The organism is Paracoccus sp. PAR01 (assembly GCF_014851995.1).
Taxonomy (GTDB): domain Bacteria; phylum Pseudomonadota; class Alphaproteobacteria; order Rhodobacterales; family Rhodobacteraceae; genus Paracoccus; species Paracoccus litorisediminis.
On record NZ_JACVAW010000005.1, the window covers coordinates 1 to 20,425 of the forward strand.

Genomic DNA, 20,425 nt, shown 5'->3' on the forward strand with positions numbered 1-20,425 from the left:
CGGTCGCCTCGCTTCGCTGTGACTGCACGCCTGTCTCTGCCTGTTATCCCGAACGCGAACAGCCCGCAGTCCGGATTTTGATGACAACCCTAGACCGACAAAAAACCCGCGTCCATCACGAACAGGAACTGGGCGGAGCATCGCCGGTTGCGCCGCTTGCGGGCGCGAAATTCCGCCGGAGCTCTAGACATTTCGCGCCAGCCCCAACCGGCGGATCACCCGGTCGATGGCCTGCGCAAACAGTCGCCGTTCCGTGGTATCGGGATCGCCTGCCCGCATCATCAGCCCGACCGCGCCCCGTGTCGCGCTGGTATCGACCGGCAGACGCACCAATTGCCCCTCGGCAATCTCGCGCGCGACCACTCCGGCCGAGATGAACCAGATCGCGTCGCTGCCCAGCACATGCGCCCGCCCGAAGCCGACCGACACGCTTTCAATCCGGTTATGCGGCAACGCCACCCCCTGCGAGATCAACAGACGCCGCACGATCGGACGGATCGCCGCCGATTGCGGCGGATAGATCACCGGCCAATCGCCAATCCGGCGCAGGTCCGGCGCGTTCAGGATCGGATGGCCGGGCCGGACGACGATCGCGACTTCCTCCATGTAAAGCTGGGTGAAACTCAGGCCGCGCATCGCCTCGGGCTCGCCCATGCGGCCGATGACCATGTCCAGCTCCTTGTCATTGAGCAGGCGCGTCAGGTGCAGGTGCGAGCCATCGATGATGTTCAGCCGCAGTCCCGGCGCAACCGAGGCAATCTCCAACACCACCTGCGGCAGCAAGCGCGCCGCCACCGACGGCAGCGCGCCAATGCGCAGCGACGTATCCGTTTCGGGGGCAAAACCGCGCAACCCCGCCAAACCCTGTTCCAGCGAGGTCAGGCTGGCCTGGACGAAGTTATGCAGCAACTCGCCCTGCGGGGTCAGTGTCACCCCTGCCCGCCCCCGAACCAGCAGCGCCGCACCGACGATCTCCTCAAGTTCTGACAATGCGCGAGAGATCGCGGGCTGGGTCAGATGCAGCCCTTCGGCCGCGCGCTTGAGGCTGCGGCAGCGCACGATTTCGACGAAGGCCTGCAAGTGTCGAAGCTTGATACGGCGGTCCATGGTTTGGGTCCGTTGCTTGCCAATTTTGATAATCAAACTGTCGATTACCGCATTTTACATTTCATTCGCTACATGCAATCCTTTCATAGGGAGGAAGAAAAAGGTGCAATCTGCGCAATCTTGCATTGTCGGATGCAGGCAGCTTGTGGCGCTGAACGCGCACCGAAGCGTGGCAGCCATAGCCATGCCCGGTGGCCTTACGGGTCCCATCGCCGCCATGACGCGGGACCACGCGGGAACCCCAGAATAATCAGGACAAGAGGGAGGAACTGAGGATGAAAACGATCCTGCTTGCCGGGATTGCCGCGATTGCGGTTGCCGGATCTGCCACCGCGCAGGAGGTCACGCTGCGCGTGCATCACTTCCTGTCGGCCGAGGCGCCGATGCACAAAGACGTGCTAGCGCCGTGGGAAAAGCTGATCGAGGAAAAATCGGGTGGCCGGATCGATGTCCAGCTGTTCCCCTCGATGCAGCTGGGGGGCAAGCCGCCACAGCTTTTCGATCAGGCACGCGACGGCGTCGTCGATATTTCGTGGACGCTGCTGGGCTATACGCCGGGCCGCTTCCCGGTGTCAGAGGTGTTCGAGCTGCCCTTCCTGTCCGGCAGCGCCACCCAGACCACTGCGGCGCTGCAGCAGTATCAGGCGAAATACATGGGCGACGAGTTGAAGGACGTGCATCCGCTGCTGATCCACGCCCCGGCCGCCTATAAGGTCCATACCAAGGACAAGCCGGTCGCGGCCCAAGCCGATCTGGGTGGGCTGAAGATCCGCACCCCTTCGCGGATGATGACGGACGGGCTGGCGGCGCTTGGCGCGAACCCCATCGGTATGCCGGTGCCGGAAATCGCGCAGGCCCTGACCACCGGCGTCATCGATGGCGCGGTGATCCCGTGGGAGGTCTTTGGCTCGCTTCGGATCGAAAGCGTGACCAAGGATCATGCCGAATTCGGGGCCGAGAATGGTGGGCTGTCCACCTCGGTCATGGCGCTGGTGATGAACCAGGCCAAGTATGACGCCCTGCCCGACGATCTGAAGAAGGTCATCGACGAAAACACGGGTGCGGCGCTGGCCGACATGGCAGGCAAGGCCTTTGACGCAGCCGAAGCAGCCGAGCGCCAGAAGGCGATCGATGCGGGTGGCAAGATCACCGTCATCCCCGAGGCCGATCTGGCCGAATGGCAGGGTGCTACCCAGCCTGTCGTCGATACCTGGGTGAGGTCGATGACCGATGCCGGTCATGACGGTCAGGCGATGCTGGACGACGCCCGCGCCATGCTGGCTGCGGCCAAGGGCAAGTGACGTGACGGAGGGCGGCATGACAGCCGAGACACTGACCGAACACGCGCAATCCGTCGCGGTGCCCGGCTGGCTGGCCGCCCTTTGCCGGTTCTTCGCCGGGCTGGGCGGAGCAACGCTGCTGGCGATGATGCTGATGACCGTCACCAGCGTCATCCTGCGCGCAGCCACCGGCAAACCCATCCCCGGCGATTTTGAGCTGGTCGAGGTGGGCAGCGCCGTTGCGATCTTCTGCTTTTTGCCATGGTGTCAGGTGAATGGCGGCAATGTGCTGGTCGATTTTTTCACCCAGAAGACCGGGCCGCGCGTGAACCACATCCTTGAGGCCATTGGCGACCTGCTTTACCTGCTGATCGCCGCGCTGCTGCTGTGGCGGCTGTGTCACGGCGCGGCCGAGATGCGCCAATATGGCGAACAGACCATGGTATTGCGCCTGCCGATCTGGATCAGTTTCACCGTGATCCTGCCCGCCATGACGCTGCTGGTGGCAACCTGCGCCGCGACATTCCTCGGCCATATCCGGGGGGCGCGGGCATGACCGGGATCGCCGCCGGGCTGATGGGCTTTGCCGCGCTGCTTGCGTTGATGGCCATCCGCATCCCTATCGGGGTCGCGATGCTGTCGGTGGGGAGCGGGGGCTATGCGTTGTTCACCGGTGCGATGCCGCTGCTCGCCTTCCTGAAAACCTCGACCTATTATCAGTTCTCGACCTATTCGCTGTCGGTCATTCCGCTGTTCGTGCTGATGGGCGAATTCGCGACCAAAGCCGGGATGAGCCGCGCGCTGTTTCGCACCGCCGCAGCCTTTCTTGGCCATCGCAAGGGGGGCCTTGCCATGGCTTCGATCGGCGGCTGCGCGGCCTTTGGCGCGATCTGCGGCAGTTCGCTCGCGACCGCCGCCACCATGGGTCAGGTCGCCCTTCCCGAGATGCGGCGCTACAATTACTCGGGCGCGCTGTCGACCGGATCGCTGGCGGCGGGCGGCACCTTGGGCATCCTGATCCCGCCCTCGGTCATCCTGGTGCTTTACGCGCTGATGGCCGAACAGAGCATCGCCAAGATGTTCGTGGCCGCAATGATCCCCGGCGTGCTGGCGGCCATCGGCTACATGATCGCCGTCGCGATCTATGTCCGCTATCGCCCCGAGGAAGGCCCTGCCGGTCCCCGCGTCGCGTGGCCCGAACGCATTGCCGCGCTGCGCGAGACATGGTCGATCATCCTGATCTTTGCACTGGTCATCGTCGGCATGTATCGCGGCTGGTTCACGCCCACCGAGGGTGCGGCGGTCGGCGCATTCGGCGCGGGCGTGCTGGCGATCCTGCATGGCGGCATGCGGCTGAACGAGCTGATGGCCTGCCTGCGCGGAACTGCCCAGACCTCGGGGATGATCTTTCTGATCATGCTGGGGGCCGAGATGTTCAACGCCTTCCTTGCCCAGACCCAGACCCCGATGCTGGCGGCGCAGGCGATCCAGAACATGGGCCTGTCGCCGATGCTGGTGCTGGGCGCGATCCTGCTGCTGTATTTGGCGCTTGGCTGCGTGATGGATTCCATGTCCATGCTGCTGCTGACCATCCCGATCTTTTACCCGATCATCGCGGGCCTCGATTTCGGCATGAGCCGCGAGGACACTCTGATCTGGTTTGGCATTCTGGCCGTGGTCGTGGTCGAGGTCGGGCTGATTACCCCGCCCGTCGGGATGAACGTCTTTGTCATCAACGGCATGGCCAAGGATGTCCCAATGCTGGAAAGCTTCCGTGGCGTGCTGCCCTTCCTGATCAGCGACATGGTGCGGATCGTGATCCTTGTCGCCTTCCCGGTCATTACCCTGTGGTTGGTGCACCTGCTTAGTTGACCGCCACTGGCCCGGTCAGTCCTCGACCGGGCCACCCGCCACCGTTTCGGCAATCAGGCGGCGAAACCACTGGCAGGCGGCATCCTGATGCAATCGGCGATGCCAGCTGAGGAAAACCTGAAAATTCGGCAGATCAAGGGGCGGAGCAGCGATGTTCAGTCCTTCGGGCTGGGATTCGACCAACCGCCCCGGCACCACCGCAATCATCCGGGTCGCGCGGATGATCGGCAGCACCAGCAGGAAGCTTGGCACGCGCGCGCCGACCTCGCGCGTCTTGCCGATGCGGAACAGGGCATCATCCACCTCATCGCGAATGCCGCCGCCCGGAGCCAGCGCCACGACATGCTGCAACCGGCAGAACTGTTCCAGATCAGGTGGGCCACGCAACTCGGGATGATCGGCGCTCCAGATCACGCGGAAATGCTCCTCGGCCAGAAGGCGTGCCGGGAAGTGCTGCGGCGCATTCTCGGCGCTGGTGACGGCAAAATCCAGTTCGCCCCGCTCCATGCGGCCGGCCAACAGGTCAAGCGCCATCGGCACGGCCTCGATGGTGACACCGGGCGCGCGAGCGGCCAGTTCCGACATCAGGCGCGGCAGAAGCACGCTGAGCGACAGATCCGTCCCCGAGATGCGGAAATGCCGGCTGTCGGTTTCGGGATCGAAGCTTGACTCGCGCGAGACCAGCGTCCGCAGCTTGTCGATCGCCTCGCCCAGAGGCTGGCGCATATTTTCGGCCCGCAGGGTCAGCGACATGCCATGCGCATTGCCGACCAGCAGGTCATCGCCAAAGACCTGCCGCAGTCGCGACAGCTGCGCTGACATCGCGGGTTGGCTGATCCCCAGCCTTCGCGCCGCCAAAGTGACGCTACGTTCCGCCAGCAGCACATCCAGCGACACCAGCAAACCAAGGTCCCGGGGCTGAAAATCCATTCCGCTTATGTCCGTCATAGCTTGGATCGATTTGAGTTTTGCGGCACATCGCGCCACCTGTCCAGCAAGACCTACAAATCAGGAGAATGACGTGAAGCCCGCTATCCTTGCCTTGGCCATCGCCCTTGCCCCCTTTGCCGCCAATGCCGGGGAAATCACCTTGAACAAGCCCCTGCAGGGCGCGACCCTGCCCGGCACCGAAACAGACATGGCGGTTTATTTCACCAAATCGCGGGATGCCGGCTATCGGGTCCATGCCGCCTATATTGGCAAGGACGCCGAAGGCCAGCCCAAGCGGGTGGAGATGGAGCTGCATGACGGCGACGCGGTCAGCTTCTCGCTGCCCGGCCACAAGGGCGAAAGCTATTGCTTCTCGCGCAACGGCGACACGCTGAGCGTCAGCAATGAGCTGGTCACGGCGGAACTGCCCGGCAAGGCCAGTTAAGCCAAGGGTTGCACCGCCCGGTCCAGATGCACATAGCCGCCATCCGGGTGCAGCCACTGCCCTGTCATGTGGCTGGCGCGGTCCGACAGCAAAAAGGCGCAGCAATCCGCAATCTCGCGCGCGGTGGTCATGCGACCGCCCAGCGGGATATTACGGGTGATCTCGGCCAGCCGCGTATCCGGGTCAGGCATTGTGTCCAGCCACCGACGATATAGCGGCGTCATCACCTCGGCCACGACGATGGCGTTGACGCGCACGCCATCGGGCAGGAATTCCACTGCCCATTCGCGGGTCATGCCCAATTGCGCCGCCTTGGCTGCCACATAGGCCGAGGTTCCCCCCTGCCCGGTCAGCGCGGTCTTGGAGCTGATATTGACCACGGCGCCGGTCGTGGCGCGCAGGTCGTCCCGCAGCAGATGCACCATCATGTAGTAATGGATCAGGTTCTGGTCGAGGCTGGCGCGGAAGGCGTCCGGCCCCTTGTCCAGCCCCACCCCGTCATTCGCACCAGCATTGTTCACCAAACCGTAAACCTTGCCATGTCGCTGATGGATGGTGTCCACCGCAGCGCGGCAGGCGGCATCATCCGACAGTTCGGCCTGCACGAAATCCGCCCCTCGCTGCGCCAGCCATTCGGCATCAGGCGCGCGGCGGGCGACGATCACCACCCGCGCCCCCTCCTCGGACAGAACCTCGGTGATGCCCGCGCCGATGCCCGAGCCGCCACCGGTGACGACGATTACCTTGCCTTGCAGATGCAGATCCATCACGCCCCCTTGAATCGATAGGTTTCAAGGCTTTCCGGCTTCATCTCGATGGAAAAGCCGGGCATGGACGGCGGCATATAGGCCGCGTCGACAATCGTGCAGGGATCAAGGAAATGCTCATGCAGGTGGTCGACATATTCGATGACCCGCCCCTCGCGCGTGCCCGCGATGCACAGGTAGTCGATCATCGACATGTGCTGGACATATTCGCACAGGCCCACGCCTCCGGCATGGGGGCAGACCTTGAGGCCGTATTTCGCGGCCATCAGCATGACGGCCAGCACCTCGTTCAAGCCACCCATGCGGCATGAGTCTATCTGCACCACGTCGATGGCACCGCGCATGATGAACTGCTTGAACATGATCCGGTTCTGGCACATCTCGCCGGTGGCGACCTGAACCGGGGCCACGCCCTCACGGATCTTGCGATGACCCTCGACATCATCGGGGCTGGTCGGTTCCTCGATGAACCACGGCTTGGCGAAGGACAGCTTGCCGACCCAGTCGATGGCCTGATCCACCTCCCAGACTTGGTTGGCGTCGATCATCAGGTTGACGTCCGGGCCGATCTCATCGCGGGCGATGGTCAGGCGGCGGATGTCGTCGTCCAGATCGCGGCCGACCTTCATCTTGATATGGCGGAAACCGGCATCGACGGCCTCGCGGCACAGGCGGCGCAGCTTCGCATCGTCATAGCCAAGCCAGCCCGCGCTGGTCGTGTAGCAGGGATAGCCCTCGGCCTTGAGGGTCGCGATGCGATCCGCCTTGCCCGCCGCCTGCGCGGTCAGAAAATCCAGCGCCCATTCGGGGGTGATGCAATCGGTCAGGTAGCGGAAATCGATGCAGCGGACCAGCTCAGCAGGCGACATCTCGGCCACCAACTGCCAGACCGGCTTGCCTTCGGATTTTGCCCATAGATCCCAGACAGCATTTACCACCGCACCGGTCGCCAGATGGATCGCGCCCTTGTCCGGGCCTATCCAGCGCAACTGGCTGTCCGAGGTGATGTGCCGCCAGAACCGCCCCATATCCTGCGCGATCCAGCCCAGATCAAGGCCGGTGACGATGGGGCGCAGCGCCTCGATCGAGGCCACGCAGATTTCGTTGCCGCGACCGATGGTGAAGGTCAGGCCGTGGCCCTCATGCGGCCCATCGGTTTCCAGCACGACATAGGCGGCGGAATAGTCCGGGTCCGGGTTCATCGCGTCCGAGCCGTCCAGATGCTGGCTGGTCGGGAAACGCACATCGACGGTGCGCAGGCCGGTGATCTTGGTCATGCCTTCACCTCTCGGCCAAGCTGGCCGTTGCTCGGAAGCTTCATCTTGTCCTCATGGAATGGGCCGGGGGCAGGACGCCCCCGGCGAGGGGTATCAGTCGTAAAGGACCGCCGCGATTTCCGGCGCGTCGATGTTCGACTTGTCGTACCAGTAGAAGCCGGTATCGACGTTTTTCGGCACGGTTTCGCCTTTCGAGACAGCGACGGCGGCCTTGACGGTTTCATAGCCAATTCCGACCGGGTTCTGGGTAATGGCACCGGCCATCTCGCCCGAGCGGATCGCATCCTTCTGCGCCTTGCCCGAGTCGAAGCCGATCACCACGACCTTGGCCCCCATCTCGCGCACGCCGTTCAGCACGCCGATGGCCGAGCCTTCGTTCGAGCCGAAGATGCCCTTGATATCGGGGTTGGCGGCCAGGATCGCCTTGGTGATCTCGGTCGATTTCAGATGGTCGCCATCGCCATATTCGACGGTCACGATCTCGATCTTGGGGAATTTCTCCTTGATCTCGTTCACGAAGCCGTCGCGGCGATGCACGCCGGTCAGCGAGGTCTGGCTGTGGGCCACGACGGCGATCTTGCCTTCGCCACCGATCAGTTCGCCCATCTTGTCGGCGGCCATCGCGGCAGCGGCCATGTTGTCGGTCGAGGCGGTGGCAACCGGAATATCGCTGTCCACACCCGAGTCGAAGGCGATCACCGGGATCTTGGCCTCTTGCGCCTTCTTCAGCAGCGGGATCACGGCCTGGCTGTCCAGTGCGGCGATGCCGACGGCGGCGGGCTGCTTGGCCAAAGCCGCAGCCAGCATGTCGATCTGCTTGTCGACCTGGGTTTCGTTATCCGGCCCCTCGAAGGTCACATCGACCCCAAGTTCCGCCCCGGCCTTGTCGGCCCCCAGCTTGACCGCCTGCCAGAATTGATGCTGGAACCCCTTGGAAATCAGCGGGATATACAGCTTGTCCTGGGCAAGCGCGCCTTGACCCGCCCCGGCCATCAATGCCAGCGCGGTAGCCGCGCCGATCAGTCTGCGTCTTGTGAACATGTTTTCCTCCCTGATGTTCACGGTGAAATCAGTTGGCCGAGCGGCGGCGAAGCTGGTCGGCATAGACGGCGACAATGATGATGATGCCGGTGACGACGGTCTGCCATTCGGGCGCGACCGACAGCACGCGCAAGCCGTTGGTCAGCACAGACATGATCAGCGCGCCGATCAGCGTGCCGGTGATCGTGCCGCGCCCGCCGGAAAGCGAGGTGCCGCCGATAACCACCGCCGCGATGGCCTCAAGTTCGTATCCCAGACCCAGCGCGGGCTGGGCCGAGTTCAACCGGCTAGAGATCAGAATGCCCGCGATGCCGCAGATCGCCCCGGCCAGCGCATAGATCGCCATTTTCCAGCGGTCGGTGTTGACGCCGGACAGGCGGACGGCCTCTTCGTTGGAACCCAGCGCAAAGGTGTAGCGGCCCAGCACGGTGCGGCCCAGCACCCATGCGATGATGCCCGCGACCACGAACAGGATCAGCACCCCATTCGGCAGCGGGAATTGCGGGATCACCATGCCGACCAGCGAACCGGTCGAGATGTCGGTATAACCCTCGGTATCGTTGAAATAGATCGGTTTGGTGCCGGTCACGATCAGCGACATGCCCTTGAGGACCAGCATCATCCCCAATGTGGCGATGAAGGGCGGGATCTTGGCCTTGGCGACCAGCGTGCCGGAAATCAGCCCGCAAAGCGCGCCCGTGGCCATGCCGGTGGCGACCCCGACCAGCAGCGGCGCGCCCATCCATGTCAGCACCACCCCCGTCATCACCGCGCAGAAGGTCATCAACGTCCCGATAGACAGGTCGATGCCGCCGGTGATGATGATCATCGTCACCCCCACCGCCAGCACCCCGTTGACCGAGGTGGCCTGCAGGATCGACATGATATTGTCGATCTGAAAGAAGCGCGGACTGGCCAGCGAAAAGCCGATGACCAGCACGATCAGGCTGGCAAAGGCCAGCAGCTTTTGTTGGGCCGCGCCACGGCGGACCTGCTTCTCGCTCATGTTTGTGGTGTCCTCGAGCGTCATTCTGCGGCAAGCCCCTCTCGTTTGGTGGCCAGAGCCATGATTTCCTCTTGCGAGGCGCCGCCGGGCAGGATGCCGGTCAGCCGCCCTTCGCACATCACCGCGATCCGGTGCGACAGACGCAGGACCTCGGGCAATTCGCTGGAGATGACGATGATCGCCTTGCCCGATGCGGCCAGTTCATTGAGCAACCGATAGATTTCGGCCTTGGCGCCCACGTCGATGCCGCGTGTGGGTTCGTCAAAGATCAGGATATCGCAATCGCGCAGCAGCCATTTCGCGATGACCACCTTTTGCTGGTTGCCGCCTGACAGCAGCCGCAATTCCTGCCGGTCGCCGGGGGTCCGGATGCTGAGCGTCTGGATGTAGCGGCGGGCAATGCGGCCCAGTTCGGGCTCATCGATACGGCCGAAGCGATCAGCGTATCGTGGCAGGCTGGCCATGGCGATATTGGCCCGCACATCCATCCCCAGCGCCAGACCGTAATGCTTGCGATCTTCGGACAGATAGCCGATGCCCGCGCCGACCGCATCGGCCGGGGTGCGGATCTGCTGAGCCTTGCCGTGGACGCGGATTTCGCCGTGATCGGCCGGTTCCGCACCGAAGATTGCGCGGGCCAATTCCGTCCGCCCTGCCCCCATCAGCCCGGCAAAGCCCAGAATCTCGCCTTTTTTAAGAGAAAAGCTGATGTCCTTCAGCTCATGCCCTCGGGACAGGTGGCTGACCTCCAGCGCGGTTTCCGCGCCGGACAGGTCGGGAATAATGGCCGTCTCATCGCTGAGCTCGCGGCCTACCATCATCGAGATGATCGTGGAAATCGGCGTATCGGCAGCCTCGACCGTGCCGACATAGGCACCGTCGCGCATCACCGTCACCCGGTCCGAGATGCGTTTGATCTCATCCATCTTGTGGCTGATATAGATGACGCCAACGCCCTCGGCCTTGAGCTTGCGGATGATGGCGAACAGCTCGGCGATCTCGGCATCGTTCAGGGCGGCAGTCGGCTCATCCATGATCAGCACACGAGAGCGGTAGCTGAGCGCCTTGGCGATCTCGACCATCTGTTGGCGTGCAATGGTCAGCCCACCGACGATGGCGCGCGGGTCCATGCGGATATGCATGGCGTCAAAGATCGCGGCGGCATCGGCGTTCAGCTTGGCCTCATCCAGACGGCCAAAGGACAGGCGCGGCTCGCGCCCGATCCAGATGTTTTGCGCCACGGTCAGGTCGCGCATCAGCGCCAGTTCCTGATGGATGATACCGATGCCCAGATCCTGCGCGGCGCGGGGCGTGGGCACCGCAACCTCGGTCCCGTCGACCAGAATGCGGCCCTCATCCGGGTGATAGACACCCGACAGGATCTTCATCAGCGTCGATTTACCCGCGCCGTTTTCGCCCATCAGCGCGTGGACCTCGCCCGCGCGCAGGTCGAAGCCGACGGATTTCAGGGCATGGACGCCGGGAAAGCGCTTGTCGATCCCCTCCATCCGCACCAGTTCGGTCATGGTTCCACCCCGTAAAAGCGCATGGCGTTTCCGCCCATGATCGCCACCCGTTCCGCGGGCGTCAGTTGGTCCAGAAGTTCATCGGTCAGTGCCAGCCAGTCGGGATAGGGCGCGGCCAGGGTCAGCACCGGCCAGTCGCTGCCCCAGATCAGGCGATCAGGACCGAACCAGTCCAGCAATTGCCCGACGATCGACCGCAGCGCCGCCAGCGGATCGCGCAACCCTTCGGGCGAAAGCTCGGTCATCAGGCCCGACAGTTTGCAATGATGCCCCTGCCCGGCCAGCTTCTTCATCCCAGCCTCCCACTCCGGACGGTCGCCGGGCTGAGGTTTCGCGGCATGGTCGATGACAATGGCCAGATCCGGATTGGCATCGGCAAAACGCGCCAACATCGGCAAATGACGTTCTGTCACCAAGGCATCAAAGGTCAGACCCAGCCGGGGCAGCGCCGCCAGCGCATCCGCACGCGGCGCGGTCAGCAGCCATTCGGTTTCGGCGATGTCCTGCAGCATCGGACGGATGCCCCGGAACCGAGGATTCGCCGCCCGCGCGGTCAGGTCGTCCACAGCGGCAGCAGAGGCCAAATCGACCCAGCCCACCACGCCGACAATGCGCGGATCGGGTAGCGACAGCAGATAGTCGGTCTCGGCCAGCGTCGGCGCGGCCTGAACAGCGATGACCGACCCGCCCCCCGGATGATCCTTGGGCGCGAAATCGCGGCGGATGGGCTGTAGCGGCGCACCCTGTCCGTCAAGCCAGCCGTAATCGCCCCGGTCCAGCCGCCAGAAGTGGCAATGTGCGTCCAGTCTCTGCATCGCCGCCCCTCCCCTGGCTGCGAAACGGGTGGATCAGATCGTCACGCCTCCGTCGACCAGCATGGCCTGCCCCGAGACGAAGCGGCTTTCATCCGACAGAAGATAGACGACCATCGGCGCGATGTCCTCGACCGTGGCCAGTCGTCCCATCGGCTGACGGGCGATGAAGTCCTTTTCCGCCTGCACCGGATCGGCCGAGGCCGCGATCCGTCCACGCAAGCTGGGCGTGTCGACAGTGCCAGGGCAAAGCGCGTTGCAGCGGATGCCCTGCTTGACGTAATCGGCGGCAATGGCCTTGGTCAGGCCGATCACGGCGGCCTTCGACGCGCCATAGGCGGTGCGGTTGGCAAAGCCTTTGATCGAGCTGGCCATCGAGGCCATGTTCACGATGGACGCCGTACCGGTCTGCCCGGCGCGCTCCAGCATGCCCGGCAGCACCGCGCGGCACAGACGCATCATCGCGGTGACGTTCAGGGAAAAGGCGAAATCCCAGTCCTTGTCGTCGATATCCAGCAGCGCGCCGTTATGGACGACGCCCGCGCAATTGAACAGCCCGTCCAGCGGCCCGACCTTGGCCGCGATGGCCTTGATCGCCTCGGCATCGGTCACGTCCAGAACGGCGGTTTCGATCCCGTCGAGGCCCTTCAGAAGGTCGGCGTTGATGTCGGTGGCAATGACCCTTGCACCTTCGGCAGCCATAGCCTGCGCCGCGGCACGACCAATCCCCTGCCCGGCGGCGGTCACCAGAATGACCTTGTCCTTCAGCCGCATCAGACACCTCCCCCTGTCTTTTGCTTAGTTCTTATATGAACATGCTATCCACATATGAATATTTGTGGCAAGCCTTTTCTGAGGGCCAACTGGCAGGGGAGGGCCGGGAATGACCGAGGACAGCGAAGACATTGCGGTTGACCGCTATCGCGCCCCCGCGCTGGACAAGGGGTTGGATATCCTTGAGGTGCTGGCCGATCAGGCGCGCGGGTTGACACGGGCCGAAATTGTCAAGGAACTAGGGCTAAGCCCTTCTCAAATCTATCGAATGCTGGAGCGTCTGGTCGCGCGGGGCTATGTCACAAGGATCGAGGGTGGCGACCGCTATGCCCTGACCATGCGGCTGTTCCTGCTGGCGACCCGCCATCCGCCGCTGCGCCGTCTGGTGGCCGAGGCCCAGCCATTGATGGACGAGTTCGCGCGCGCGCAGCGCCAGTCTTGCCACCTTGTCGTGCCTGAACAAGGCAGCGGAATCGTCGTGGCGCAGGCCAGCCCGACCGGGCATTGGGAGTTCCGCGCCCGCCTTGGCGGTCAGGTCAATCTGTTCACCACCAGTTCAGGCCTGACCCTGCTGGCCTTCCAGCACCCCGAGCGGCTGACCCAGACGCTGGGCCATTGGGGCGTGCAACAGGCCGATTCGCGGCTGACCTCGGTTTTGCCGCATCTGGACCATGTCCGCGCGCAGGGTTTCCGCATGGAGCCTTCGGGCCAGATGATGGGCGTGACGGATATCAGCGTGCCCCTGCTGGGGCCGGGGCAGGATGCTTACGGTGTGCTGACCTGCGCCTATATCGAGCACCCCGACGAGGCCAGCGGCGATCAACGCATCCAAGCATTGGCAGCGCTACGCAGTCTGGCCAGTACAATTTCGTCGGGGGCATGAGCGCCTCAATGGCTTTCCTTGCGAAAGATGTTTAATCGGCGTTCGCATTAAGCCACCCACAGCTTTGGCGCGCGGATGGAACCGCCGACGATATGCCGCCTCGCGTTATTGTACCCCCTTATTCAATCCGTATTGCTGCCAGGCATCTGCGACACGCCCCAGTCCGGACCGTCCGCACTGCTCAGCCCGAGTCCGCCCACTCCACTGCAATCGAGACCAAACAAAAGGCGACTCTCCAACCGGTCACCTCGGCATGGATCGCCGCTGCTATGTGCGCCCACGGCGCTATCATGAAACGGGCAATCTGCTCATTGAAATGACATCGAGGCTAAGAATGCGAATAGCGAGCAAGGATCGTCATCGACCGAGCTTAAGGAAGGCACCAACGTCAAGGCCGACATGCTCCAGAAATGTCTTCGGCTCATGGAGATGAGGCGATACGGACCGCAACTTTTCATCCAGCGGCCACACTCGCGGGTTGTCAGTTGGATTGACGGCTGACGCTGGAGGTCATGCCGATCGAGTAATATTCCGACGTCGCCGCCCGCAAGGTGTCGGTAAGCGTGAACATTTCCAGCTCCAGCGCAGATACCGTACGCGGTTCCATCACCCTATTCATCGCATCGCAGGTAAAGGGGGGAGACGGCAGTACCTACATACCCACGAAGTCGGACAGCAGCGGCAGCTATACCTGATCATATCAGAAATCAGCACCTATACCCCCTGGCGCAAATCGATGTGCAAAATGGCCTCAACACGACTGCCCGGGGAGACCCGCCGCTGCAGCGTCAACGTGCGCAAGCGCAACTAACCCGAAGGATTGCGGGGCCCCGAAAGGAAGCGTTATCTCGTCACCGAAAGTCGCGGCACTACGCTGACGGTGCGCCTGAGTGGGAAATATATCCACGACAGCCCGAAGCTTGGACCGCTGCGTGGCAGATCGCGTCATCGGCCCGGAAAGCTAAATGCCGACGAAAGTTGCGACTATCCCTGCTGCATCCGGGCTTGCGCTAAACGGGGCTCTAGCGCCGTATCACACGCAGCATCCCTGGGTTGTCGAGCGCAGCTTTGCCTGGCTGTCCCGTTTTCGTTAGCTCGCCGTCAGACATGGGCGCCGGGGCGATATTAACTCCGCCGTCACCATTCTGGCATGCGCTCGTTATCTGCTTCCGAGTCCTCGCTAACTGGTTTCAAAATACACTAGAATGCCAAGGCCGCTCGTCGGACGGACTGGCGCAAGCGCTGCAAAATCGCCCAAGCCTTTAGCACTTTGCGCACAACCATGCTGGAGGGTCGGTACCCCTGTGTGCAATCAGGCCCAGCCGGGGGCTGGGCGCACCTTACCGCCACAACAACTGCAATCTAGCACTGTCGTAACGTTTTCGACGGGCGGAAGGGCGGCGAACCGGGTGTCGCGGGGACTTGTGGTCGCTCGCGGCACGATCATGCAGCCGGTGGCCGGGATGATCTTCAGCCCCATCTTCTGCGAAATGGTCCAGACCCCGCGCGAATGGATCCGCAGAACGAACCACAACCGCGATCAGGCCGGCGTCAGCAGGCTGCGCGTGATCGGGTGGTCCGCGTGGGCCAACCCGTCGAGAATGTTGAAATGATGCCGGTCGGGTTCCTCGACCAGATCGGTCGCCGCGCCCATTCCCCGCCAGATATTCGCCAGAAGTGCAGATTGGCGGCGGAATTCGGATGTCTCCATGCCTCCGACCCAGCAGGTGATACGCAGCCCTTCCAACGGATCAAGCAGAACCGGGCTTTCGCGCAGGGCCTCGGCATCGTCGAGGCGCAGCGGATCGCGGTATCTGGTGCGCTGCAGCGGCCTCAGATCGTGTAGCCCCGAGACCGACATCACATGCGCAAGCCGCGATCGGATATCGTCCACCAAAGGCGAATCCGCGCAGCCCATACGGCTGACCAGATGCCCCCCGGCGGAATGCCCGGCCAGCAGCAGCGGCCCCTCGACCTTGGCCGCAGCCGCCGTGATAGCTGCACCGATCTCATGCGTGATCTGGCTGATCCGGGCCTCGGGGCATAGGGTATATTCGGGAATGGCCACTGCAAAGCCATGCGCCAGCGGTCCCTGCGCCATATGCGACCAGTAGCTGCGGTCCAACGCCAGCCAGAAGCCGCCATGGACAAAGACGACCAGCCCCCTTGGCGCGCCCAAGGGCAGGAAAAGATCAAACCGGTTACGGGGTTTCGGTCCATAGGACAGACCCAGACGGGCCCGCCCTTCAGCTTCAAGCCGCTCGCGCAGCAGCCGGGCGGGCTCGACCCAGCGGCCCGGCCACGATGCGCCGTCAGCGATATTCTCGGCGTTCTTGTAAACCGCGTCCCAGTCGGCAATTCCCTGCAGCATTCTTGTCCCCCAGACAGGCCAGCGGGTCGATGTGTTTCAAAGAAACGCTGCCGCATCAATCCCTTCATCGCGTTCGGGTCGACGGCTGATCCATGACGACAGGCGGGGAATTGCCGAGGCATGTCCGGGCAATATCAAGACACATTGCCAGTGGCAGGCGCTTGCGTCACGAAGGCCACACATCAACTCTATGTCTGTACAACCATCATGAATCTTCGCCGCATTCTCGGTTCTGCCCTTTTGATCGCAACCCTCGCCGGAACCGCTTCCGCCGACGGTCATGGCCGCGGTCACGACAAGCACGACCACAAGCACCGCTATGATCGCCGCTATGACGATGATCGTTATGACCGTCGTCGCGACGACCGCCGCGAATATCGCAGCGAGGAGGAATACCGCGAATGGAAGCGGCGTCAGGCCCGCCGCGAATGGGAACGTGGCTGCCCGCCCGGTCTGGTCGCGCATAAGGGCGAATGCCTGCGCCCCGGCCATGTCAAGCGCGACCGCGCTCTGCGTGCCGGCGACCGCTTCGACCCGCGCCAGTATCGCCGCGTCAGCAATCCGGGCCTGTACAACCTGCAGCAGCAGTCCGGGTACCAGTACTATCAGGACAACAACAGCATCTATCAGGTCGACAACAAGACCCAGAAGATCATGAACGTCCTGAGCATGGTGCAGCTGATGCAAAGCCTGGGCGGCATGGCCCGCTAAGCCTGAACGGCGGCGCCCTTTAGTGGGCGTCGCCGCCTCCTCCGCCAGCGGCAGGCTTGTCGACAAAGAACAGCAGCCCGCCCAGCGACAGGAACAATATCGCCAGGATCAGGAAGATGTCCGACAGCGACATGACCACGGCCTGCAGCTTGGCCATGCTGGTAATCGTCGACAGGGCGGCGGTATGGGCCGCATCGCCCAGCGTGGAATAGGCCTGCTCCAGCATCCCGATCGCCTTTTGGGCCGCGTCGCTGGTCACGCTGACCCCTTCGGCCAGACGGGCAAAGTGGAAGTCCTGACGGTTGGTCAGGATGGTGTTGATCAGCGCCAGACCGACCGCACCGCCAAGGTTCCGCGTCAGGTTGAACAGACCCGAGGCGTTCTTGACCTTATCGGGCGGCAGCATCCCCAGCGCGATGTTCGACACCGGGACCATGCACAGCATCAGGGACACGCCGCGCAGGATCTGCGGCACGAAGATCTCCCAATAATCCCAATCCTCGGTCAGCCCGGTCATCATCCAGCAGCTAAGCGAGAACATGACAAAGCCGATGCCCATCATGATCCGCGGGTCAGATGTCTGCGAGAAGCGCCCGGCAATCGGTGCCGTCAGGAACATGGCGATCCCCGAGACCATCATCGTCTCACCGATCTGCAGCGAGTTATAACCGCGCACCGCCGAGAGATAGACCGGGAAGATATAGATCAGCCCGTAAAGCCCGATCCCCAGACCGAATGAGAACAGCGACCCCATGGCAAAGTTGCGGTCGGCGAAGGCGTCCAGCCGGACGATCGGCTCATCTGCGGTAAAGGCCCGCCAGAAGAACAGGAACCCGCCCACCACCATCACTGCGGTCATGATGACGATCACATGATCGGCGAACCAGTCGTCGCCCGCGCCTTCCTCCAGCACATATTCCATCGCGCCCAGAAACAGCGCGAGGCCCAAGAAGCCCCACCAGTCGAACTTGTTCAGCAGGCTCAGGTCGGGCTTGTCGAAGTCGATCAGGGTGAAGGCCGCGACGGTGACTATGATGCCGGGGATGATGTTGATGAAGAACAGCCAGTGCCAGCTGAGGAACTCGGTCAGATAGCCGCCCAGCGTCGGCCCGATGGTCGGCGCCAGCGTCGCCACCAGCCCGATCATCGGCGAGACGATATGCATCTTGGAGCGCGGAAAGATCGTATAGGCGCAGGCAAAGACCGTGGGGATCATCGCGCCGCCCAGAAAACCCTGCAACGAGCGCCACAGGATCATTTCCCCGATTGAGGTCGACAGCCCGCAAAGCAGGCTCATCAACGTGAACCCGCCCGCCGAGATGGTAAAGACCCAGCGCGTCGACAGCATCCGCGACAGATAGCCCGACAGCGGGATCATGATGACCTCGGCAATCAGGTAGGATGTCTGGATCCACTGGATCTCGTCGCCCGAAGCGGCCAGCCCGGCCTGAATTTCTGGCAGCGAGGCCGAGACGATCTGGATGTCCAGAATCGCCATGAACATCCCCAGCACCATCAGCAGGAAGGTGATCAGGCGGCGGGGATCAATCTGGTCCTGAGCGGGCGCGCCGCCCGCGGTGGCCGGGGCGGCCATCGGTCAGCCTCCGGTCCGGGCGACCTGCTGGTCGGTGGGTCGGGCCGGATTCTGGCTGATCGCATCGCCCTGTGGCAGGTCAGGCTGATCCTGATGCGCCGGGGTTGCAGGCAGCACCGCCATCGGCTCACCCGTGCGGATATCGATCTGGGCGATGACCGACATGCCGGGACGCAGCGGCAGGTGCTCGCGGTCGGCGGGATCGATCTCGATGCGGACGGGCACACGCTGCACGACCTTGGTGAAGTTCCCGGTCGCGTTCGACGCGGGCAGCAGGCTGAAGACCTGACCCGTCCCCGCCGTCATGCTGACCACGCTGCCTTTCAGCGGCTTATCCGGCCATGCATCGACACTGATCGAGACCTGCGCGCCGGGATGGATATCCGCGATCTGCGTTTCCTTGAAATTCGCCTCGACATAGACCTTGCTGACCGGAACCAGCGTCCCGATGCGGCTGCCGGTGGTCACGAAGGAACCGACTTCCACCTGCCGTTCGGTCATCACGCCATCAAAGGGCGCGCGAATTTCGGTAAAGCCCAGATCGCGCTGCGCCTGACGCACGGCGGTTTCCGCCGAACGCACGTCCAGACGGGCGGTGTCCACCTTGGCATGCAGCACGGTCAATTCTGCCTGCGCTTGCGACAGGGCGGCCTCGGCGCTTTTCACCTGAGCTGCGGCGGATTTGGCGGTCGCCTCGGCCGCGTCCAGCGCAGCCTGCGTCCCGGCCGAGCTACTCTTGAGATCCTTGGCGCGGTGATAGGATTTCTGCGCGCCGTCATTCGTGGCCCCTGCGGCAAGGATCGCGGCGTCGGCCTGCGCGATGCTGGCCTTGCCCGCGGTGATCTGCGCCTGCAACTGGCTTTCGGCGCTTTTCGCGGTGGCCAGACTGTTCTGCGCCCGCTCCAGCGCCAGCTGATAATCCTCGGGGTCGATGCGGGCGATTACCTGCCCTTTGACCACCTGCGCGTTCGGCTCGACCATGATATCCGAGACATAGCCGGTTGCGCGGGCCTGCAGCTGGATCAGGTCAGCCTGCAGATAGGCGTCATCCGTTTCCTCGTGGAAACGGCCATAGCTGAACCAGTGCCAGCCCTCATATCCGGCCAAGGCCAGCACCGCGATCGCGAGGACCGACAGGATGCGCTTGGCCTTGCCCGTCTTTGCCTTGGGCGCAGGGGTTTGCGCGGGCGTGATTTGGTCATCGGAGACTGCCATGATCCGGCCTTTTTCGTGATGTGCCGCAAATCGGCATGCATGGGGAGGGCGCGGCCCTGATTCCGCGGGCCGGGAAGGCGGTAGAATAATATTGACCGAACCGTTCGGTCAATCTAGAAATTGGGTCTGCGCAGCCCCATTTCAATGGGGTAATGTCACCAGAATTCGGAAACGGACCAGAATGACCGAGATCGCGGAAACAGCCCTTGCCGTCGAGGACAGTCCCAAGCGCCAGCAAATCCTTGATGGCGCAAGAAAGATGTTCATGACGAAAGGCTTCGACGCGGCATCCATGCAGGATGTCGCCCGCGCCGCAGGCGTGTCCAAGGGCACGCTCTACGTTTATTTCGACAGCAAGGAAGCGATGTTTCAGGCGCTGGTGATGGGCGAATGCAGTCGCCTGCAAGCCGTCATCCGCCAGATGGCCTCGGGCACCGGAGCGGTCAGCGACGAATTGCATGCGATTGCCCGCCAGATGCTGCAAACGCTTCTGCAGACCGAAGTCATGCGCGCCATGCGCATGGTCATTGGCACTGGCGAGAAATTCCCCGAACTGGCCCGAACCGTCTATCAGGCCGGCCCGATGCGCTCGGCCCGCACATTGGCCGAATATCTGACCAAGCGTGTCGAGCGTGGCGATTTGCAGATCGACAATTGCGAGGCTGCCAGCAGCGAATTCATCGATCTGGTCCTGTCGGGCCAGCAGCGCCGCGGCCTGCTGATGATGCCGCCGCTGCCGGACGACGCGCTTGAGGAATACATCACGCGTCGGGTCGGGCTGTTCCTGAAAGGTTACAGCGCCTGAGCTGGTCAG

Annotated in this window: 20 protein-coding genes; 7 read left to right on the forward strand and 13 right to left on the reverse strand. The window is 63.2% G+C overall.

Translation table 11 applies throughout. The annotated features are described in order from the left end of the window. Positions 1 to 183: 183 nt before the first annotated feature. The gene (gene pcaQ, locus IB235_RS10310) at positions 184 to 1,107 is read right to left on the reverse strand and encodes a pca operon transcription factor PcaQ (RefSeq protein ID WP_192336655.1); all 924 of its coding nucleotides are present in this window, start codon (positions 1,105 to 1,107) and stop codon (positions 184 to 186) included. A 275-nt stretch (positions 1,108 to 1,382) separates the two neighbouring features. Between pcaQ and IB235_RS10315 the strand changes: the two genes are divergently transcribed. From IB235_RS10315 to IB235_RS10325, 3 genes are read left to right on the forward strand one after another with little or no spacing between them, the layout of a single operon-like run. Beyond that, entirely contained in the window at positions 1,383 to 2,408 is a 1,026-nt protein-coding gene (locus tag IB235_RS10315) for a TRAP transporter substrate-binding protein (protein ID WP_192336656.1), read from the forward strand. Between the two features lie 16 nt (positions 2,409 to 2,424). After that, positions 2,425 to 2,943 carry a TRAP transporter small permease gene (locus IB235_RS10320; RefSeq protein ID WP_192336657.1) on the forward strand — a complete coding sequence of 173 codons (519 nt, stop codon included), beginning with the start codon at positions 2,425 to 2,427 and terminating at the stop codon, positions 2,941 to 2,943. After that, positions 2,940 to 4,259 (forward strand): TRAP transporter large permease, encoded by a 1,320-nt coding sequence (locus IB235_RS10325; protein WP_192336658.1) that lies wholly within the window; start codon positions 2,940 to 2,942, stop codon positions 4,257 to 4,259. Before IB235_RS10320 ends, IB235_RS10325 begins: the two co-directional genes overlap by 4 nt. 15 nt (positions 4,260 to 4,274) lie before the next feature. Here the strand turns inward: IB235_RS10325 and IB235_RS10330 are convergent, their stop codons facing one another. After that, positions 4,275 to 5,189: a LysR family transcriptional regulator gene (locus IB235_RS10330; protein WP_170297683.1), complete on the reverse strand. Its 915-nt coding sequence runs from the start codon at positions 5,187 to 5,189 to the stop codon at positions 4,275 to 4,277. Positions 5,190 to 5,280: 91 nt separating this feature from the next. Between IB235_RS10330 and IB235_RS10335 the strand changes: the two genes are divergently transcribed. Then, positions 5,281 to 5,634 carry a hypothetical protein gene (locus IB235_RS10335; RefSeq protein ID WP_155040508.1) on the forward strand — a complete coding sequence of 118 codons (354 nt, stop codon included), beginning with the start codon at positions 5,281 to 5,283 and terminating at the stop codon, positions 5,632 to 5,634. Here the strand turns inward: IB235_RS10335 and IB235_RS10340 are convergent. From IB235_RS10340 to IB235_RS10370, 7 genes are all read right to left on the reverse strand, one after another. Then, positions 5,631 to 6,401, reverse strand: coding sequence for an SDR family oxidoreductase (locus tag IB235_RS10340; RefSeq protein WP_155040507.1), 771 nt, complete (start codon positions 6,399 to 6,401; stop codon positions 5,631 to 5,633). The two genes, IB235_RS10335 and IB235_RS10340, sit on opposite strands and share 4 nt — an antisense overlap. After that, a complete protein-coding gene (locus IB235_RS10345; protein ID WP_192336659.1) occupies positions 6,401 to 7,678 on the reverse strand; it encodes an L-fuconate dehydratase in 1,278 nt (425 codons plus the stop codon). Before IB235_RS10345 ends, IB235_RS10340 begins: the two co-directional genes overlap by 1 nt. Before the next feature lie 93 nt (positions 7,679 to 7,771). Continuing rightward, positions 7,772 to 8,719 carry an ABC transporter substrate-binding protein gene (locus tag IB235_RS10350; RefSeq protein WP_155040505.1) on the reverse strand — a complete coding sequence of 316 codons (948 nt, stop codon included), beginning with the start codon at positions 8,717 to 8,719 and terminating at the stop codon, positions 7,772 to 7,774. A gap of 28 nt (positions 8,720 to 8,747) precedes the next feature. After that, complete coding sequence (locus IB235_RS10355) at positions 8,748 to 9,725, reverse strand: ABC transporter permease (protein WP_192336660.1); 978 nt, start codon at positions 9,723 to 9,725, stop codon at positions 8,748 to 8,750. A 20-nt stretch (positions 9,726 to 9,745) separates the two neighbouring features. Continuing rightward, positions 9,746 to 11,251, reverse strand: a complete 1,506-nt coding sequence (locus tag IB235_RS10360; RefSeq protein WP_192336661.1) for a sugar ABC transporter ATP-binding protein — start codon at positions 11,249 to 11,251, stop codon at positions 9,746 to 9,748. Continuing rightward, on the reverse strand, positions 11,248 to 12,066 hold the full coding sequence (locus IB235_RS10365; protein WP_192336662.1) for an amidohydrolase: 819 nt from the start codon (positions 12,064 to 12,066) through the stop codon (positions 11,248 to 11,250). The genes IB235_RS10360 and IB235_RS10365 overlap by 4 nt, the downstream gene beginning before the upstream one ends. Before the next feature lie 33 nt (positions 12,067 to 12,099). Further along, entirely contained in the window at positions 12,100 to 12,837 is a 738-nt protein-coding gene (locus IB235_RS10370) for an SDR family oxidoreductase (RefSeq protein ID WP_192336663.1), read from the reverse strand. A gap of 109 nt (positions 12,838 to 12,946) precedes the next feature. On the opposite strand from IB235_RS10370, the gene IB235_RS10375 reads away from it, so the two are divergent. Next, the gene (locus IB235_RS10375) at positions 12,947 to 13,720 is read left to right on the forward strand and encodes an IclR family transcriptional regulator (protein WP_192336664.1); all 774 of its coding nucleotides are present in this window, start codon (positions 12,947 to 12,949) and stop codon (positions 13,718 to 13,720) included. Between the two features lie 481 nt (positions 13,721 to 14,201). On the opposite strand, the gene IB235_RS25540 is transcribed toward IB235_RS10375, so the two are convergent. Both IB235_RS25540 and IB235_RS10380 read right to left on the reverse strand, forming a co-directional pair. Next, entirely contained in the window at positions 14,202 to 14,327 is a 126-nt protein-coding gene (locus tag IB235_RS25540) for a hypothetical protein (RefSeq protein WP_255524319.1), read from the reverse strand. 933 nt (positions 14,328 to 15,260) lie between these two features. Further along, on the reverse strand, positions 15,261 to 16,091 hold the full coding sequence (locus IB235_RS10380) for an alpha/beta hydrolase (protein ID WP_192336665.1): 831 nt from the start codon (positions 16,089 to 16,091) through the stop codon (positions 15,261 to 15,263). A 240-nt stretch (positions 16,092 to 16,331) separates the two neighbouring features. Between IB235_RS10380 and IB235_RS10385 the strand changes: the two genes are divergently transcribed. After that, positions 16,332 to 16,802, forward strand: coding sequence for a hypothetical protein (locus tag IB235_RS10385; RefSeq protein WP_192336666.1), 471 nt, complete (start codon positions 16,332 to 16,334; stop codon positions 16,800 to 16,802). A gap of 19 nt (positions 16,803 to 16,821) precedes the next feature. Here IB235_RS10385 and IB235_RS10390 read toward each other — a convergent pair whose 3' ends face one another. Next, a complete protein-coding gene (locus IB235_RS10390; RefSeq protein ID WP_192336667.1) occupies positions 16,822 to 18,396 on the reverse strand; it encodes a DHA2 family efflux MFS transporter permease subunit in 1,575 nt (524 codons plus the stop codon). Between the two features lie 3 nt (positions 18,397 to 18,399). Then, positions 18,400 to 19,611, reverse strand: coding sequence for an HlyD family secretion protein (locus IB235_RS10395; RefSeq protein WP_192336668.1), 1,212 nt, complete (start codon positions 19,609 to 19,611; stop codon positions 18,400 to 18,402). A 181-nt stretch (positions 19,612 to 19,792) separates the two neighbouring features. On the opposite strand from IB235_RS10395, the gene IB235_RS10400 reads away from it, so the two are divergent. Further along, positions 19,793 to 20,416: a TetR/AcrR family transcriptional regulator gene (locus IB235_RS10400; RefSeq protein ID WP_192336669.1), complete on the forward strand. Its 624-nt coding sequence runs from the start codon at positions 19,793 to 19,795 to the stop codon at positions 20,414 to 20,416. Positions 20,417 to 20,425 lie beyond the last annotated feature (9 nt).

What these genes read in the sequence shown, in the direction of transcription:
- pcaQ (WP_192336655.1), bottom strand. Translation starts at nt 1,107, where the DNA reads ATGGACCGCCGTATCAAGCTTCGACACTTGCAGGCCTTCGTCGAAATC.
- IB235_RS10315 (WP_192336656.1), top strand. Translation starts at nt 1,383, where the DNA reads ATGAAAACGATCCTGCTTGCCGGGATTGCCGCGATTGCGGTTGCCGGA.
- IB235_RS10320 (WP_192336657.1), top strand. Translation starts at nt 2,425, where the DNA reads ATGACAGCCGAGACACTGACCGAACACGCGCAATCCGTCGCGGTGCCC.
- IB235_RS10325 (WP_192336658.1), top strand. Translation starts at nt 2,940, where the DNA reads ATGACCGGGATCGCCGCCGGGCTGATGGGCTTTGCCGCGCTGCTTGCG.
- IB235_RS10330 (WP_170297683.1), bottom strand. Translation starts at nt 5,189, where the DNA reads ATGGATTTTCAGCCCCGGGACCTTGGTTTGCTGGTGTCGCTGGATGTG.
- IB235_RS10340 (WP_155040507.1), bottom strand. Translation starts at nt 6,401, where the DNA reads ATGGATCTGCATCTGCAAGGCAAGGTAATCGTCGTCACCGGTGGCGGC.
- IB235_RS10345 (WP_192336659.1), bottom strand. Translation starts at nt 7,678, where the DNA reads ATGACCAAGATCACCGGCCTGCGCACCGTCGATGTGCGTTTCCCGACC.
- IB235_RS10350 (WP_155040505.1), bottom strand. Translation starts at nt 8,719, where the DNA reads ATGTTCACAAGACGCAGACTGATCGGCGCGGCTACCGCGCTGGCATTG.
- IB235_RS10355 (WP_192336660.1), bottom strand. Translation starts at nt 9,725, where the DNA reads ATGAGCGAGAAGCAGGTCCGCCGTGGCGCGGCCCAACAAAAGCTGCTG.
- IB235_RS10360 (WP_192336661.1), bottom strand. Translation starts at nt 11,251, where the DNA reads ATGACCGAACTGGTGCGGATGGAGGGGATCGACAAGCGCTTTCCCGGC.
- IB235_RS10365 (WP_192336662.1), bottom strand. Translation starts at nt 12,066, where the DNA reads ATGCAGAGACTGGACGCACATTGCCACTTCTGGCGGCTGGACCGGGGC.
- IB235_RS10370 (WP_192336663.1), bottom strand. Translation starts at nt 12,837, where the DNA reads ATGCGGCTGAAGGACAAGGTCATTCTGGTGACCGCCGCCGGGCAGGGG.
- IB235_RS10375 (WP_192336664.1), top strand. Translation starts at nt 12,947, where the DNA reads ATGACCGAGGACAGCGAAGACATTGCGGTTGACCGCTATCGCGCCCCC.
- IB235_RS25540 (WP_255524319.1), bottom strand. Translation starts at nt 14,327, where the DNA reads ATGGAACCGCGTACGGTATCTGCGCTGGAGCTGGAAATGTTCACGCTT.
- IB235_RS10380 (WP_192336665.1), bottom strand. Translation starts at nt 16,091, where the DNA reads ATGCTGCAGGGAATTGCCGACTGGGACGCGGTTTACAAGAACGCCGAG.
- IB235_RS10390 (WP_192336667.1), bottom strand. Translation starts at nt 18,396, where the DNA reads ATGGCCGCCCCGGCCACCGCGGGCGGCGCGCCCGCTCAGGACCAGATT.
- IB235_RS10395 (WP_192336668.1), bottom strand. Translation starts at nt 19,611, where the DNA reads ATGGCAGTCTCCGATGACCAAATCACGCCCGCGCAAACCCCTGCGCCC.
- IB235_RS10400 (WP_192336669.1), top strand. Translation starts at nt 19,793, where the DNA reads ATGACCGAGATCGCGGAAACAGCCCTTGCCGTCGAGGACAGTCCCAAG.